The organism is Streptomyces sp. NBC_01622, from assembly GCF_045209635.1.
Classification (GTDB): domain Bacteria; phylum Actinomycetota; class Actinomycetes; order Streptomycetales; family Streptomycetaceae; genus Streptomyces.
This window is the reverse complement of sequence record NZ_CP109293.1, coordinates 6282329-6296682: the sequence shown is the minus strand read 5'-3', so window position 1 is coordinate 6296682 and position 14354 is coordinate 6282329. Positions and strand designations below refer to the sequence as shown.

At 71.8% G+C, this 14354-nt stretch carries 13 protein-coding genes; 1 reads left to right on the top strand and 12 read right to left on the bottom strand.

Features of this window, described 5'->3' with window-relative positions:
• Window positions 1-88: 88 nt before the first annotated feature.
• The 7 genes from OH768_RS29000 to bldG form a co-directional block, all read right to left on the bottom strand.
• Window positions 89-286: a hypothetical protein gene (locus OH768_RS29000; RefSeq protein ID WP_406458417.1), complete on the bottom strand. Its 198-nt coding sequence runs from the start codon at window positions 284-286 to the stop codon at window positions 89-91.
• A 95-nt stretch (window positions 287-381) separates the two neighbouring features.
• Window positions 382-2727 (bottom strand): protein kinase domain-containing protein, encoded by a 2346-nt coding sequence (locus OH768_RS28995; RefSeq protein ID WP_406458415.1) that lies wholly within the window; start codon window positions 2725-2727, stop codon window positions 382-384.
• 221 nt (window positions 2728-2948) lie between these two features.
• Window positions 2949-4469 carry a methyltransferase gene (locus OH768_RS28990; protein ID WP_406458413.1) on the bottom strand — a complete coding sequence of 507 codons (1521 nt, stop codon included), beginning with the start codon at window positions 4467-4469 and terminating at the stop codon, window positions 2949-2951.
• Window positions 4470-4599: 130 nt separating this feature from the next.
• Complete coding sequence (locus OH768_RS28985; protein ID WP_406458411.1) at window positions 4600-5196, bottom strand: small secreted protein; 597 nt, start codon at window positions 5194-5196, stop codon at window positions 4600-4602.
• Between the two features lie 219 nt (window positions 5197-5415).
• On the bottom strand, window positions 5416-7821 hold the full coding sequence (locus OH768_RS28980; protein ID WP_406458409.1) for a sodium-translocating pyrophosphatase: 2406 nt from the start codon (window positions 7819-7821) through the stop codon (window positions 5416-5418).
• A 276-nt stretch (window positions 7822-8097) separates the two neighbouring features.
• Window positions 8098-8535, bottom strand: coding sequence for an ATP-binding protein (locus OH768_RS28975; protein ID WP_406458407.1), 438 nt, complete (start codon window positions 8533-8535; stop codon window positions 8098-8100).
• Window positions 8536-8653: 118 nt separating this feature from the next.
• Complete coding sequence (gene bldG / locus OH768_RS28970; RefSeq protein WP_003975386.1) at window positions 8654-8995, bottom strand: anti-sigma factor antagonist BldG; 342 nt, start codon at window positions 8993-8995, stop codon at window positions 8654-8656.
• 80 nt (window positions 8996-9075) lie between these two features.
• Between bldG and OH768_RS28965 the strand changes: the two genes are divergently transcribed.
• A complete protein-coding gene (locus tag OH768_RS28965; RefSeq protein ID WP_406458405.1) occupies window positions 9076-11580 on the top strand; it encodes a DEAD/DEAH box helicase in 2505 nt (834 codons plus the stop codon).
• On the opposite strand, the gene OH768_RS28960 is transcribed toward OH768_RS28965, so the two are convergent.
• The 5 genes from OH768_RS28960 to OH768_RS28940 all read right to left on the bottom strand — a co-directional run bounded on the left by OH768_RS28960 (window position 11495) and on the right by OH768_RS28940 (window position 14350).
• A complete protein-coding gene (locus OH768_RS28960) occupies window positions 11495-11902 on the bottom strand; it encodes an Rv3654c family TadE-like protein (protein WP_406458403.1) in 408 nt (135 codons plus the stop codon). The genes OH768_RS28965 and OH768_RS28960 overlap by 86 nt on opposite strands.
• A gap of 26 nt (window positions 11903-11928) precedes the next feature.
• The gene (locus tag OH768_RS28955; protein WP_406458401.1) at window positions 11929-12306 is read right to left on the bottom strand and encodes a TadE family type IV pilus minor pilin; all 378 of its coding nucleotides are present in this window, start codon (window positions 12304-12306) and stop codon (window positions 11929-11931) included.
• Window positions 12293-12529: a DUF4244 domain-containing protein gene (locus tag OH768_RS28950; protein WP_406458399.1), complete on the bottom strand. Its 237-nt coding sequence runs from the start codon at window positions 12527-12529 to the stop codon at window positions 12293-12295. Before OH768_RS28950 ends, OH768_RS28955 begins: the two co-directional genes overlap by 14 nt.
• A gap of 86 nt (window positions 12530-12615) precedes the next feature.
• Window positions 12616-13437 (bottom strand): type II secretion system F family protein, encoded by an 822-nt coding sequence (locus OH768_RS28945; RefSeq protein WP_406458397.1) that lies wholly within the window; start codon window positions 13435-13437, stop codon window positions 12616-12618.
• Window positions 13438-13477: 40 nt separating this feature from the next.
• The gene (locus OH768_RS28940) at window positions 13478-14350 is read right to left on the bottom strand and encodes a type II secretion system F family protein (protein WP_406458395.1); all 873 of its coding nucleotides are present in this window, start codon (window positions 14348-14350) and stop codon (window positions 13478-13480) included.
• Between the last annotated feature and the right edge of the window lie 4 nt (window positions 14351-14354).

The window sequence follows — 14354 nt, the reverse complement described above, 5'->3', positions numbered from 1 at the left end:
TCCTGCCGCCCGGAGTCCCCACCGGCCTTTTCGGGACGATCCGGAGGGTGATCCCCCGGTTACCCGCACCCCGGCCCGGTTGCGGTGCTCAGACGTGCAGGAAGCACCAGGTTCCGAGGAGGAGCGCGGCGAGCGCGACAACGCCCGCGAGGGTCGCCGATGCGACCTGGTTCACACCCTGGGCGACGGGTTCGCGGTGCCGCACCCTGACCGCGGTCCACAGCAGCAGCGCGCCTCCGAACAGGGCGAACACCAACCCCGTGAAGATCGCCGGCCCGCTCTCCATATGTGTCCCCTCCCGACCCGGTACCCCGGTCCGGGAGGCTGGCAGCCGCGGGCGACAGGCAGGCCAATCCCCGGTGAATTCGCGGCGCACAGCCCTCAGGCGGCCGTGCCCGAGGACGATATCGCCCCGGTCGTCCGGGAGTGGTCCGCCTGGCCCACCGTGCACACGACCGAGTTGAATCCGGCCTTCCAGTTGTTCTCGTCGGACAGATACCCGTAGACGGAGCGGTCGGTTCCGGGCGCCCAAGTCGACTCGAACTTGTTGCCGCACAGCTTGTTCCCCTGCTGCAGCGCATCCTCGAACGCCATCGTCTTCGGAGCCGTCACAAAACCGATCACCTGGTCGGTGTGCTGATCGGCACAGTCGGCCAGGGTCGCGGTGAAGTACGTCTTGTGGTCGACGTACAGCCAGCAGTCGCCGACGCTCATCTCGGTGGTCCACACGTTCGACCCGGTGTCCCGGAAGCGCCCTATCTCGCCGCCTATCGGCACATGCCGGCCGAGTACGAGGCACGCCGTACCGCCCCCGGCCGCCCCGAAACCCGCCTGTGTCGGCGTCAGCGCGTACACGTCCGCGTCGGCCAGGGAGTCGGCCGCCGCCTTCGCCTTGCCCGCGCACCGCTCGGCCCCGTGGTCGCGGGCGTCGGCGAAGTCGCTCGCCGTGTCGACCGCCATCACCTGGCCGTCCGGAACATCGTGCGCGCAGCTCACGACCCCGAGGTTGGGCCGCGACCGGAACGCCGTCCCGGTCCACACCGCGTGCACGCAATCGCCGGTCTGCAGCGCCTTCTTGAGCCCGACCTCCTGGCCGTACGGATACTCGGAGCCCGTCGGCGACGCCGACACGGACGGGGACGGGGACGCCTTCTTCGTCGCCGCCGTTTCCTTGCCGCCGGTCAGCGTGGCCACCGCCCACACCCCGCCGGCGACCACCAGCGCGACGGCCACCACGAGGGCGCCGACCACCGCGACCGGCTTCCGGCGCCGACCCCCACCGGGTGGCCCGCTGCCGACAACCCCCGGGCCGCCGGGATACGTCGGCCCCTGACCGCCCGCGTACGGCGGCGGAACCGCGCCCCCCTGATAGGGCTCCTGCCGGGCACCCGGATAGGCCCCCTGGTAGGACATCGTGGGGCTGTTCGCGTACGGATTCCACTGGCCGTACGCCCCGCCCGAACCGGCCTGCCCCTGCGGGGCGTACGGCGACGCGGGGCCGCCCGGGGTGTTCGGCGTGTTGGGGGTGGGCGGTGCGCCGGGCGTCTGCGGGACGCCCGGGGTGCCCGGAGTGGGCCGGCCCGCGGGCGTGAAGCCCCCGAGAGCGGCTGCGGGCTGGTCACCGTAGGGCGCGGGGCCCTGGTGGGTGGCCCCGGGGCCACCCGGCGTCCGGGGGCCGTAGGGACCGCCGCCCACGGCGTATCCGGGCGGCCCGCCCTGGACTTGGCCCGGAGGCCCGGCAGGGGCGTGGCCCTGAGCCCCGAAGTCGGCGTTGCCCGGCGGCCGTTCGGGGGTGGACCAGCCGCCCGGCGCCGGGCCGAACCCCTCCGGCACCGGCGTGTGCCCCGGTACCGGACCGGCCGACAGCGCGACCCGCTCCAGACCGTGTGCCGCCATCTCCGGTGTCGACCTCAGGACCGGGTCCTTGACCAGCAACCCCTGGAGTACGGGCGCCAGTTCACCCGCGCGGACGGCGGGCGTGGGTTCCTCGCCGAGGAGGGCCGTGAGGGTCGCGTAGTCGCCGTGGCGGTCGAAGGGGCCGCGGCCCTCGGCGGCCGCGTACAGCGTGGCGCCCAGGGAGAACAGGTCGGCGGCCGGGGTGGGCGGCTCGCCGCGGGCCCGCTCGGGGGCGAGGTAGCCGGGTGTGCCGAGGATGCCGGCGGTCGCGGTGAGCCGGGGTTCGCGGGACTCGGGCTGGAGGGCGATGCCGTAGTCGGTGAGCAGCACGCGCGCGTAGGGATCGCCCGAAGCGTTCGGTGCCAGAAGGATGTTGGCCGGTTTCACATCCCGGTGCAGGATGCCGATGCGGTGCCCGGCGGTGAGCGCGTCGAGGACGGCGAGGCCGATGCGGGCGACCTGTGCGGGCGGCAGCGGGCCGGAGCGCCGGACGACCGCCTGGAGGTCGACGCCGTCGGGGACGTACTCCATGACGATCCAGGGCAGGCCCTCGTGGATCACCACGTCGTGCACCGTCGCCACATGCGGGTGGCCGCGCAGCCGGGCGGCGTGCCGTGCCTCGCTGCGGGCCCGCGCGATGCGGTGCGCGGGCTCGCTCGCGTCCCTCGGGACGTCCAGCAGCGAGATCTCCTTGATGGCGACCTCGCAGGCCAACTCCTCGTCGTACGCGAGCCATACGCGGCCCATGCCGCCCGCACCGAGCGTGCGCAGCAGCCGGTAGCGCCCGTTGACGATCCTGCCTTCACCCTGCTCCGGCGTATCCCCGGCCATCACGCCTCCCCCGAGACGGCGCGCCTCCCCCGAGGACGCGTGGAACCTGTCTCCGAAGGTAGCCTCGCACCCGCCACTGACAAGAGGGCCTTTCCGTACCAATCCCACCGATCCCGCCGGGCGGGGACACAGACGGCTCAGTGGTGCGGACAGGCCTCAGTCGTAACAGGCGCGGGCGCGGCGCGAGGCGGGACGATCGGCGAACGGGCCGTCGCGGGCTGTCAGTCGACGGGCTCCAGGAACCCCTGCTCCACGAGCAGCCGGATCTGCGCGGGCGTCCGGTCGCGGAGCAGGACCGGGTCCTCGCCCACGAGTTGGGCGATCGCGTCCAGGATGCGGCCCGCGCTCAGGCTGCCGTCGCAGACGCCGGCGAAGCCCGCGCCGACCGTGTCGACCTTGGTCGCCCGGCGCATGCCGCGGTGCTGGCGCAGCACGACGTGCTCGGGGTCCTCGGCGCCGGGCAGGCCGACCTGTTCCTGGATGACCTCGTCGGCGAGCCTGAAGTGGGCGGCGAGCAGGGCCGCGTCATCGAGGGCGCGCAGCTGGTCGACGCGGTCGAAGTGCGCGCGCACGGTGTCGCCGAGCGGCTGCTCGACCGGGTGCGGCCACTCCTCGACGGTGATCGAGGGCGCGTCGGAATCCGTCCTGCGCAGGGTGATCCAGCCGAAGCCCACCGCCTTGACCTTGCGCGCCTCGAACTCGTCGAGCCACGCGTCGTAGAGCGCCTCGTACGCGGCCGGGTCGCCCCGGTGGTCGCCGGCGTCCCTGAGCCACAACTCGGCGTACTGCGTGACGTCCTGGACCTCGCGCTGGACGATCCACGCGTCGCAGCCGCGCGGCACCCACGACCTGAGCCGGTCCTGCCAGTCCTCCCCCTCCACGTGCTGCCAGTTGGCGAGGAACTGCGCGAATCCGCCCTCGCGCAACCGCTCCCCCGCCTCCTGAACGAGCGACCGGCACAGATCGTCCCCGCCCATCCCGCCGTCGCGGTAGGTCAGCCGAGCGCCAGGCGAGATCACGAACGGCGGGTTCGACACGATCAGGTCGTACGTCTCGTCGTCGCGGACCGGGTCGAAGAGGGAGCCCTCGCGGAGGTCGGCCGCCGGTGCTCCGGAGAGCGCCAGGGTGAGCGCGGTGATGTGCAGGGCGCGCGGGTTGACGTCGGTGGCCGTCACGCGCGTGGCGTGCTGTGCCGCGTGCAGCGCCTGGATGCCGGAACCGGTGCCGAGGTCGAGCGCGGCGGCCACCGGCGTCCGTACGGTGATGCCCGCGAGGGTCGTGGACGCGCCGCCCACCCCGAGGACGACGCCTTCCTCCCGGCTGGCGATACCGCCGGCCCCGCCGACCGCGCACCCCAGGTCGGACACGATGAACCAGTCCTCGCCACCGGGCCCGCCGTAGGGACGTACGTCCACGGTCGCGGCGACCTCGTCGCCGCCCACGGTCGCCAGCCAGCCGCTTTCCACGCACGCGGCGACGGGAAGGACGTGCCGCACGCGTGCGTGCGGCACGGGCTGCTGGAGCAGGAACAGGCGGACCAGGGTCTCCAGCGGGGTGTCGCCCCGGGTCGCGCGGAGGGCCGGCACGGTCTCGCTGCGGGCCAGCGCCGCGTACGCGGGGGCGCCGAGGAGGTCTAGCAGTCCGTCGGCGGTGAAGGAGGCGCCGAGCAGGGCGTCCCGGAGCCGGGCGGCGGCCTCCGGGCGGTCGGTTGCGGGCAGCGTGGGCAGGGTGGAGTTACTCACGCCCCCATTGTGGCCGCTCCGGCCGGCAACGTGCCCGCGCGTGCGAAGGCCCCGGCACGCACGCGTACCGGGGCATCTTTCAGTCACTGAAAGATCGCTGCCTACAGGAGGCGCCGTTCACCGGGCGAGGTCAGGCGGTCCCGGACGAGGCCGAGGCGGACGCCGACTTGCAGGCCTCCTGCTTGGTCATCGCCTTGCCGACATCGCCCTCTTCGAGGGTCTTCAGGGCGTCGTTCCCGCTGCTGCTGAGCTTGTCCAGCGAGGTCGCGATGCCCTTGAGGCCGTCCGCGAACTTCGCCTGGTCCTTGACGTCGAGCCCGTCGACCTGCTTCTTCAGGGCGGCGTACGACGCGGAGATGTCGTTGAGCTCCTTGACGGCGTTCTGCTGCTTCGCCGCGCCCTTGTCGACATCCGGCGCCCCGGCGCTGTTCACGGCGGCCCCGATCGCCTTGTAGGCGTCGGACATGTCCTGGAAGGCCTGCGAGTCGGTCTGCCGGACCTGCTCCGGGGTGCTGTTGTCCGAGGTCTCCTTCTGGATCGCCGTGTTGGCGGCCTCGATCTTCTTCGCCTGCGGCTGGACGGCGAGGCAGACCTGCTTGGCCCAGGAGCCCAGCTTGGCGTCAGTGTCGTCGCCGCTGCCGCCGCATCCCGACAGCGCCAGTACCAGTACCGCACCGCCGGACAGTGCGGCCGCGAGCTTCTTGTTCACCGGATTGGTCCCTTCCATGGCTCTCGGCCCCGGAACATACACGCCGCACAGGCCGCACCCCCGGCCCAAAGGACCGATAGGAGAGCTTTTGTGACTATTTGCACCAAGCGAGAGAAGGCTCACGGCGAGGCCCTGAACACACGCAGAACGGGCGGGCGGCGCCCACAACTCGCGCCGCCCGCCCGCCTGTTGAGCAGGACCTCGCAGGACCCCCTGAACCGGGCCTCGTAGGACCGTCTACGAAACCACCGCGGGATCCGCCTTCTTGGCCACCCGCCCGGCGTCGTCCTCGTCCCCCACGGCGATCCCGCGCCGCTTGGAGATGTACACAGAGGTGGCGATCACCAGGAACGCGAGCACCGAGATCGCGATCCGCACCCCGATGTTCTTGTCGTCGCCGTAGCTGAACTTGATGACCGCGGGCGCGATGAGCAGCGCGACGAGGTTCATCACCTTCAGCAGCGGGTTGATCGCCGGTCCCGCGGTGTCCTTGAACGGGTCGCCGACCGTGTCGCCGATCACCGTGGCGGCATGGGCCTCGCTGCCCTTGCCGCCGTGGTTGCCGTCCTCGACGAGTTTCTTCGCGTTGTCCCAGGCGCCGCCCGAGTTCGCGAGGAAGACCGCCATCAGCGTGCCGGTGCCGATCGCGCCCGCGAGGAACGAGCCGAGCGCGCCGACCCCGAGCGTGAACCCGACCGCGATCGGGGTGAGCACGGCGAGCAGGCCGGGCGTGGCCAGTTCGCGCAGCGCGTCCTTGGTGCAGATGTCGACGACGCGCCCGTACTCCGGTGTCTCGGTGTAGTCCATGATCCCGGGGTGTTCGCGGAACTGCCGCCGCACCTCGTAGACCACGGCCCCCGCGGACCGCGAGACCGCGTTGATCGCCAGCCCCGAGAAGAGGAAGACGACCGCGGCGCCCACGATGAGCCCCACCAGGTTGTTGGGCTGGGAGATGTCCATCATGAGGTTGAGTGGCGCGCCCGGCCCCGAGACCTTCTCGCCGACGTCGTTGGCGGCGGTGACGATCGCGTCCCGGTACGACCCGAAGAGCGCCGACGCCGCCAGGACGGCGGTGGCGATGGCGATGCCCTTCGTGATGGCCTTGGTGGTGTTGCCCACCGCGTCCAGGTTGGTGAGCACCTGCGCGCCCGCTCCCTCGACGTCGCCGGACATCTCGGCGATGCCCTGCGCGTTGTCGGAGACCGGCCCGAAGGTGTCCATGGCGACGATCACACCGACCGTGGTGAGCAGTCCGGTGCCGGCCAGCGCCACCGCGAACAGCGCCAGCATGATCGAGGCACCGCCCAGCAGGAAAGCCCCGTAGACGGCGAGACCGATCAACAGGGCGGTGTAGACGGCCGATTCGAGGCCCAGCGAGATGCCCGCGAGGATGACGGTGGCCGGACCGGTGAGCGAGGTCTTGCCGATGTCCATCACGGGACGGCGGTTCGTCTCCGTGAAGTAGCCGGTCAGCTGCTGGATCAGGGCGGCGAGCACGATGCCGATCGCCACGGCGACGAGCGCGAGGATCCGCGGATCGCCGTCCTTGACCTTGATCGCCGCGTCGGTGACACCGTTGAGGTCGGCGTACGACGACGGCAGGTAGACGAAGACCGCGACGGCCACCAGCACGAGCGAGATCACCGCGGAGATGAAGAAACCCCGGTTGATCGCGGACATGCCGCTGCGGTCGGACCGGCGTGGCGCCACCGCGAAGATGCCGATCATGGCGGTGATCACACCGATCGCCGGCACGAGCAGCGGGAAGGCGAGCCCGGAGTCGCCGAAGGCCGCCTTGCCGAGGATCAGCGCGGCGACCAGCGTCACGGCGTACGACTCGAAGAGGTCGGCCGCCATGCCCGCGCAGTCGCCGACGTTGTCGCCCACGTTGTCGGCGATGGTCGCGGCATTGCGCGGATCGTCCTCCGGGATCCCCTTCTCGACCTTGCCGACCAGGTCGGCGCCGACGTCGGCGGCCTTGGTGAAGATGCCGCCGCCGACCCTCATGAACATGGCGATGAGGGCGGCACCGAGGCCGAATCCCTCCAGCACCTTCGGCGCGTCGGCCGCGTACACCAGCACCACGCAGGAGGCGCCGAGCAGACCGAGCCCCACCGTGAACATGCCGACGACGCCGCCCGTGCGGAAAGCGATCTTCATGGCTTTGTGCGAGACGGCGGTGAGATCCTTTTCGGGCTCACCCTCCGCCGGGGTCGCTTCCCGGGCCGCCGCGGCGACACGGACATTGCTGCGGACGGCGAGCCACATGCCGATATAGCCGGTGGTCGCCGAGAACACCGCGCCGATCAGGAAGAAGATCGATCGTCCGGCGCGCTGATTCCAGTCGTCCGCGGGCAGCAGCAGAAGCAGGAAGAAAACGATCACGGCGAATACGCCGACCGTGCGCAACTGCCGTCCCAGATAGGCGTTCGCGCCTTCCTGGACCGCTGCCGCGATCTTCTTCATGCTGTCCGTGCCCTCGCCGGCCGCGAGCACCTGGCGGACCAGGATGCCCGCGACCACGAGCGCTGCCAGAGCCACGACGCCGATCACCATCACGAGGATGCGGTTGTCGTCGGTCAGGACCGCGGCTGCGAAGGTTGTGGGGTGGTCAAACTGCTGAGGGGTAGAAAGCCCCGCCATTCGTCCTCCTTGACGCCTGTGCTGAGCTCAAGATGTGGACGGATTGTAGGTACCGGAACCTGATCAAAACAGTGCGCGGCAAACGGAATTGGCCTTCGCATAGTAATGCCTTAAAAGCATTGGCGCTTGATCAAATTATCAGAGCATTGATCGTGAATTGATTCACGAATTCCCAGCGTACCGACGAAGCGCTCTCGTCGCACACTCGCGGCACTGTCCCGGAAATGCCGAAGGGCCCTGCTCAGCAGGGCCCTTCGGCTGTGGTGTGCGGCGGTTTCAGGAAAGCGTCGCGGCCGGCGGTGTCGTCGGCCAGTTCATACGGATCGATCCGCCGTGCTCCCCCGCGGTGACCTCGACGTCGTCGACGAGCCCGCTGATGACAGCGAGACCCATCTCGTCCTCCTCGGTCTCCGCGTCCGGATCCTCGCCCAGCGCCCCGGGCGCCTTGTCGCCGGGAGCCGAGCGTGGTGCCTCGTCGCCGACCTCGATGGAGAACTGCTTCTCCTCCTCGATCAGCAGCACCTTCACCGGGGCGGTGATCCCACTGCTCTGGTGCAGCCCGACGGCACGGGTGCAGGCCTCGCCGACGGCGAGTCTCACCTCGTCGAGTACGGCCTCGTCCACTCCGGCCCTGCGCGCCACCGCTGCCGCCACCAGTCGGGCGGTCCTGACGTGCTCGGGCAGCGCGCTGAAGCGGAGTTCAACGGTGGCCATGCATCCCCCTCGGGACTACGGGCGTGCTGTCGGAGGGCCGGGCTGCCGAAAGCCCGGTCCGCCGGTCGTCTATACGGCCGATCGGGGAGCGGTCGATCACCGCTCCCTGAACGGTCGGTCAGTCGGTGGCCGCCACCGCTTCCTCGACCGAGGTGTGAATCGGGAACACCTTGGTGAGGCCGGTGATACGGAAGATCTTCAGAATGCGCTCCTGGTTGCAGACCAGGCGCAGCGAGCCCTCGTGGGCACGCACCCGCTTCAGGCCGCCGACCAGCACACCGAGCCCGGTGGAGTCGAGAAAGTCGACGCCCTCCATGTCGACGACGAGGTGGAAACTCCCGTCGTTCACCAGCTCGACCAGCTGTTCGCGCAACTTGGGCGCGGTATATACGTCGATTTCGCCACCGACCTCGACGACCGTACGATCGCCGACGGTACGGGTCGACAGGGACAGGTCCACGGATCCTCCAGCACCTTGCTATCGAGCGGTCATCCCATGGGACACCTCGGCAGAGCCCCCAGGACGGTTCGCCAGCCGCGATGGCATTCAATCACTTACCGCAGGGCGTGCACGACGCCTTGGCTCCATTGTCCGTCACGCCAGTGACACACTCGGTGCCGATGGCCAAGAATCAGCGATCCGATCGACCCTCGGCGAACCCCGTGTCCGGGCTCTCGCCGGGCACGGTTCTGGACCGGCTCGCGTCCGGACCGAGCCGGGCTTCGCGCATCACTCATACGGAGCACTTGCCCCCACGTGAGGGCCGCCATGCCGTCTGGCCTGACCGGATTCGTGCGGAGGTGATCGCCACCGTCCAGGAAGCCGGTATCGAACACCCCTGGGCCCACCAGGCACAGGCCGCCGAGCACGCCCTCGACGGCGAGTCAGTGATCGTTGCCACAGGCACCGCTTCGGGCAAGTCGCTGGCTTATCTGGTACCGGTCCTCTCGACCCTCCTCGACGGCTCCGAGGCGCCGAACGGCCGCGGCACCACCGCCCTGTATCTGGCCCCCACAAAAGCCCTGGCCGCCGACCAGCTCCGTTCCGTGAAGGAACTTTCACAACCTCTGGGCAATGCCGTTCGCCCAGCCGTGTACGACGGCGACACTCCGTTCGAAGAGCGCGAGTGGGTACGCCAGTATGCCAACTACGTCCTGACCAACCCCGACATGCTCCACCGGGGCATATTGCCCTCGCACCCGCGCTGGTCCTCCTTCCTGAAGTCCCTGAAGTACGTCGTCATCGACGAGTGCCACACCTACCGGGGCGTGTTCGGCTCCCACGTCGCCCAGGTACTGCGCCGCCTGCGCCGCCTCTGCGCCCGCTACGGCTCCGCCCCCGTCTTCCTGCTCGCCTCCGCGACCGCCGCCGAGCCCTCGGTCGCCGCCCGCCGCCTCACCGGCCTCCCCGTGGTCGAGGTCGCCGACGACGCCTCACCTCGCGGTGAGTTGGTGTTCGCCCTCTGGGAGCCCCCGCTCACCGAACTGCACGGCGAGAAGGGCGCCCCGGTCCGCCGTACAGCCACCGCCGAGACCGCCGACCTGCTGACCGACCTCACCGTCCAGGGCGTGCGCTCGGTGGCCTTCGTACGGTCCCGGCGCGGCGCCGAGCTGATCGCGCTGATCGCCCAGGAACGCCTCGCCGAGGTCGACCGCTCACTGGCCCGGCGGGTCGCCGCCTACCGTGGCGGCTACCTCCCCGAGGAGCGTCGCGCCCTCGAACGCGCCCTCCACTCCGGCGAGTTGCTCGGCCTCGCCGCCACCACCGCCCTCGAACTCGGCATCGACGTCTCCGGGTTGGACGCCGTCCTCATCGCCGGCTACCCCGGCACCCGCGCCTCCCTGTGGCAGCAGGCCGGCCGCGCCGGACGCTCCGGCCAGGGCGCCCTGGCCGTCCTGGTGGCCCGCGACGACCCCCTGGACACCTTCCTCGTCCACCACCCGGAGGCCCTGTTCGACCAGCCGGTGGAATCCACGGTCCTGGACCCGGACAACCCGTACGTCCTGGCCCCGCACCTGTGCGCGGCGGCGGCGGAACTACCGCTCACCGACGAGGACTTGGAACTGTTCGGCCCGGCCACGGCGGACCTGCTGCCGCAGCTGGAGACCGCGAAACTGCTTCGCCGCCGGGCGAAGGCCTGGCACTGGACGCGCCGGGAACGGGCCGCCGACCTCACCGACATCCGCGGCGGGGGCGGCAGCCCGGTCCAGGTCGTCGAGAACGGCACGGGCCGCCTGCTGGGCACGGTCGACGAGGCCGCCTCCCACACCACCGTCCACGAGGGCGCGGTCCACCTCCACCAGGGCCGCACATACCTGGTGCGCTCCCTGGACCTGGAGGACTCGGTGGCCCTGGTCGAGGAGGCCAACCCTCCCTACTCGACGGTCGCCCGCGACACCACGGCGATCTCCGTCCTGGAGACGGACATCGAACTCCCCTGGGGCCAGGGCCGGTTGTGCTACGGCTCCGTCGAAGTCACCAACCAGGTCGTCTCCTTCCTCCGCAGACGTGTCATCACCGGCGAAGTCCTCGGCGAGTCGAAACTCGACCTCCCTCCTCGTACGCTCCGCACCCGCGCCGTGTGGTGGACGGTCACCGAGGACCAGCTCGACGCCGCCCGTATCAACCCCGAGATCCTCGGCGGCGCCCTGCACGCCGCCGAACACGCCTCGATCGGCATGCTCCCCCTCTTCGCCACCTGCGACCGCTGGGACATCGGCGGAGTCTCGGTACCGCTGCACCCGGACACGCTGCTGCCGACGGTCTTCGTCTACGACGGCCATCCCGGCGGCGCGGGCTTCGCCGAGCGCGCCTTCCACACCGCGCGCGCCTGGCTCACCGCCACCCGCCAGGCCATCGCCTCCTGCGAGTGCGACGCCGGCTGCCCGTCCTGCATCCAGTCCCCCAAGTGCGGCAACGGCAACGAGCCGTTGCACAAGCGGGGGGCGGTGCGGTTGCTCACGGAGCTGTTGCGGGAGGCGCCGACACCGCAGGGGACGGTGCGGGCGCCGGTGTCGGCCCCGCAGGCCCCGCCCGTGCCCTGACCTCCGCCGCGAACGGTCCCCGGCCCGCCGCCGCCGTCACGTCCGACGTCTCCCCCACGACCGCGCACCGCACCAGCCGCGTCCCCTGTGCCCGCGCCACCCGCTCCGCCCGGGCGCAGGCTCCCGCACCGCCCTCCGCCCAGTGGTCGGCCGCCGCGAGGGCCGCGAGATCCGCACCGCCGGCCGCGCGATGCCGGGCCACGACGGCCTGCCCCAGGGCGAGCACGATCCCGAACACGACACACATCACGGCCATCGCCCCCAGGCTCCACACGGTGGCGGACCCCCGGTCCGAGTCCGGACCCGGGTGACGGAATCTCATGCGCCCCAGCGCGGAGATACGACGCCTCACGGCCCCGGCCTCCCCTCTCCCACCGTCTCCTCCGCCACCGCCACGGCCTCCTCCCGTACCTCGAAGGGCAGCCCGCCGAGCATCGGTGGCTTCGCGACCACGACCACATGGACCTGGTCGCCCTCCCGGGAGACCGTGATCCTCGCGTCACGCGGTGCCGTGTCCCGGGTCACCTGAACGACCGAATCGGCCGGGTCCTGCCGGGCCGCCGCACGGGCGCCAGAGCGTGCCGCGTCCACGCACCGGATCTGCGCGGCCACCACGAGCAGCCCCCACACCAGCGCCATGGCGAACATCACCAGCACGGGCAGGACCACGGCCGCCTCGGCCGTCACGAACCCCCCGTCGCCGCCCCGGCGTTCACACCTTCGCATCGAGAGCCCGCTTCACGATGTCCTGGAGCTCCGTGCTGACCGCTCCGCTGGTCACCACCTTGTAGAGCACCACGGCGAACGCCACCGCCGCGACCAGCCCCATCGCGTATTCAGCCGTGGCCATACCGGCGTCCCGGCGCGCGGCGCCGAGTCGCGCCCGTGCCCGTACCGCTCGGACCACCCGTACCGCCGCTGCCCGTACTCCCTGCACTGCCTTGTACATCTCAACCCCCGTGAGGTTCCTGTCGGTTCAGTTGCTCGATCACTTGATTGCTCGGTTGTCGGATCAGTCACCGCTCGCTCCACCCGTCAGCCGCCGCCCCTTCCCGCCGCCCCGCCCGCGAGCCCGATCACCACGGGCAGTACGCCGACCGCGATGAACGCGGGCAGGAAGCACAGCCCCACCGGTGCGGTGATCAGGACGGCGGCCCGCCGGGCCCGTGCCGTCGCGGTGCGGGTCCAGTCGGCGCGGGCCTCCGCCGCGAGCCGTGCGACCGGTCCGGCGGCGGGTAGCCCCGACTCGTCGGCCCGTTCGAGCAGCCGGGCCAGCGGGCCGGCGCCCGGGAGTGCGGCCAACCTCCGCCAGGCGTCGGCCGGTTCGCCGCCGAGCCGTACCTCCGCCGCCGCCCGCGCCAGCCGTTCTCCCACGGGTCCCGCGAGGGCCTCGCCCACGGCCTGGGCGGCGATCACCGGCGAGGCCCCGGCGGCGATGCAGGCGGCCAGCAGATCGGCGGCGAGGGGGAGTTGGCGTGCGGCGGTGGCCGCGTCGCGTTCGGCGCCGGTGTCGTCGGCCATCTGCCTACGGCGCCATCGCCACAGCCCGAGTGCGACAGCCCCGCCGACGACGACTCCGGCGATCCCACCGACCAACACCCACCCGGCAGCCACGACGCCCACCGCGGGCAACCACCGCCGCACGGCATCCCTAGCCTCGAACCGCCGCCCGGCAGACGGCACTTCCCGCACCTCCCGCGCCTCCCGAATCTCCCGAGCTTCCCGAGGCAGCAGCCCGGCCAGCCGTCGCCGAGCCCGCCGCTCCCGCCGCAGCGCGTCCAGCCACCGCGCCAACCAGCCCACGACCAGTACCGCCCCCAGACCCACCCCCAGCCTGTGGACAACTTCCGCACTCATGCGGTCTCCCTTCTCCGACTCCGACACCCAGCGACCGCGCTCACGCCGCCTCCACCCCGCCCACGATCCGCAGCGCCCACCACATCCCCAGGCCCTCCAGCAACCCCCCGACCACCAGGCACCCCAACCCCGCCCCGCTGTGCAGGAGCACCCGCAGCGGATCGGCGCCCATCGCCGCGCCGAGCAGCAGCCCGAGCACCGGCAGTCCGGCGAGCATCACGGCGGTGGCCCGCGCGCCGGCCAACTGGGCGCGGAGGTCGGCCCGTTGGTCCCGGTCCGCGCGCAACGCCCCTTCGAGCCGGTCGAGTCCCGCGGCGAGTCCGGCCCCCTGGTCCACGGCCACCCGCCAGCACGCCGCCAGCCCCAACAGACCGTCCGCGCCCGGCTGTCGGGCCGCCGAGGTGAGCGCACCGGGTACGTCCCCGCCGAACCGCGCCGCCGCCAGCACCGCGGCCTGCGCCTCACCGAGGCCGCCGGAGTCGAGCGCCGCCCGCAGCAACGCCTCGCCCGGCTGCCGCCCCGCGCGCACCTCCCCGGCGAGCGTCGAGCACAGCGCGATCACCGCGTCCCCGCGCGACTCCCGCGCCCGCCGGGCCTCCCCGGCCAGCCGCACCCGCCGTAGCAACGGCACTCCGACCGCCCCCGCGACGACCGGAACCACCGAAGTCCCCAGTACCGCCACCACCAGTCCGACGCCCAGCGACCACCACTCGGCCCGCAACCGGCCCCGGATCCGCCGCAGTTCGTCGGCGGCCCGCTCCCACGAGGGCGGTCCGACGCCCACCGCACCGCCGTCCGCGAACAACAACTGCGCCCGCCGCGACCCGGACTGCCGCCCGCCCATCAGCCAGACCAGGGCCCCGACACACACCGCGGCCACCCCGACCGACATCTCACCCGTTCCCACGTCCATCACC

Bases quoted from the DNA above. Each gene is read 5' to 3' on its own strand.
- OH768_RS29000 (WP_406458417.1), bottom strand. From the start codon at position 286: ATGGAGAGCGGGCCGGCGATCTTCACGGGGTTGGTGTTCGCCCTGTTC.
- OH768_RS28995 (WP_406458415.1), bottom strand. From the start codon at position 2,727: ATGGCCGGGGATACGCCGGAGCAGGGTGAAGGCAGGATCGTCAACGGG.
- OH768_RS28985 (WP_406458411.1), bottom strand. From the start codon at position 5,196: ATGGAAGGGACCAATCCGGTGAACAAGAAGCTCGCGGCCGCACTGTCC.
- OH768_RS28980 (WP_406458409.1), bottom strand. From the start codon at position 7,821: ATGGCGGGGCTTTCTACCCCTCAGCAGTTTGACCACCCCACAACCTTC.
- OH768_RS28975 (WP_406458407.1), bottom strand. From the start codon at position 8,535: ATGGCCACCGTTGAACTCCGCTTCAGCGCGCTGCCCGAGCACGTCAGG.
- OH768_RS28965 (WP_406458405.1), top strand. From the start codon at position 9,076: ATGGCATTCAATCACTTACCGCAGGGCGTGCACGACGCCTTGGCTCCA.
- OH768_RS28960 (WP_406458403.1), bottom strand. From the start codon at position 11,902: ATGAGATTCCGTCACCCGGGTCCGGACTCGGACCGGGGGTCCGCCACC.
- OH768_RS28955 (WP_406458401.1), bottom strand. From the start codon at position 12,306: ATGCGAAGGTGTGAACGCCGGGGCGGCGACGGGGGGTTCGTGACGGCC.
- OH768_RS28950 (WP_406458399.1), bottom strand. From the start codon at position 12,529: ATGTACAAGGCAGTGCAGGGAGTACGGGCAGCGGCGGTACGGGTGGTC.
- OH768_RS28945 (WP_406458397.1), bottom strand. From the start codon at position 13,437: ATGAGTGCGGAAGTTGTCCACAGGCTGGGGGTGGGTCTGGGGGCGGTA.
- OH768_RS28940 (WP_406458395.1), bottom strand. From the start codon at position 14,350: ATGGACGTGGGAACGGGTGAGATGTCGGTCGGGGTGGCCGCGGTGTGT.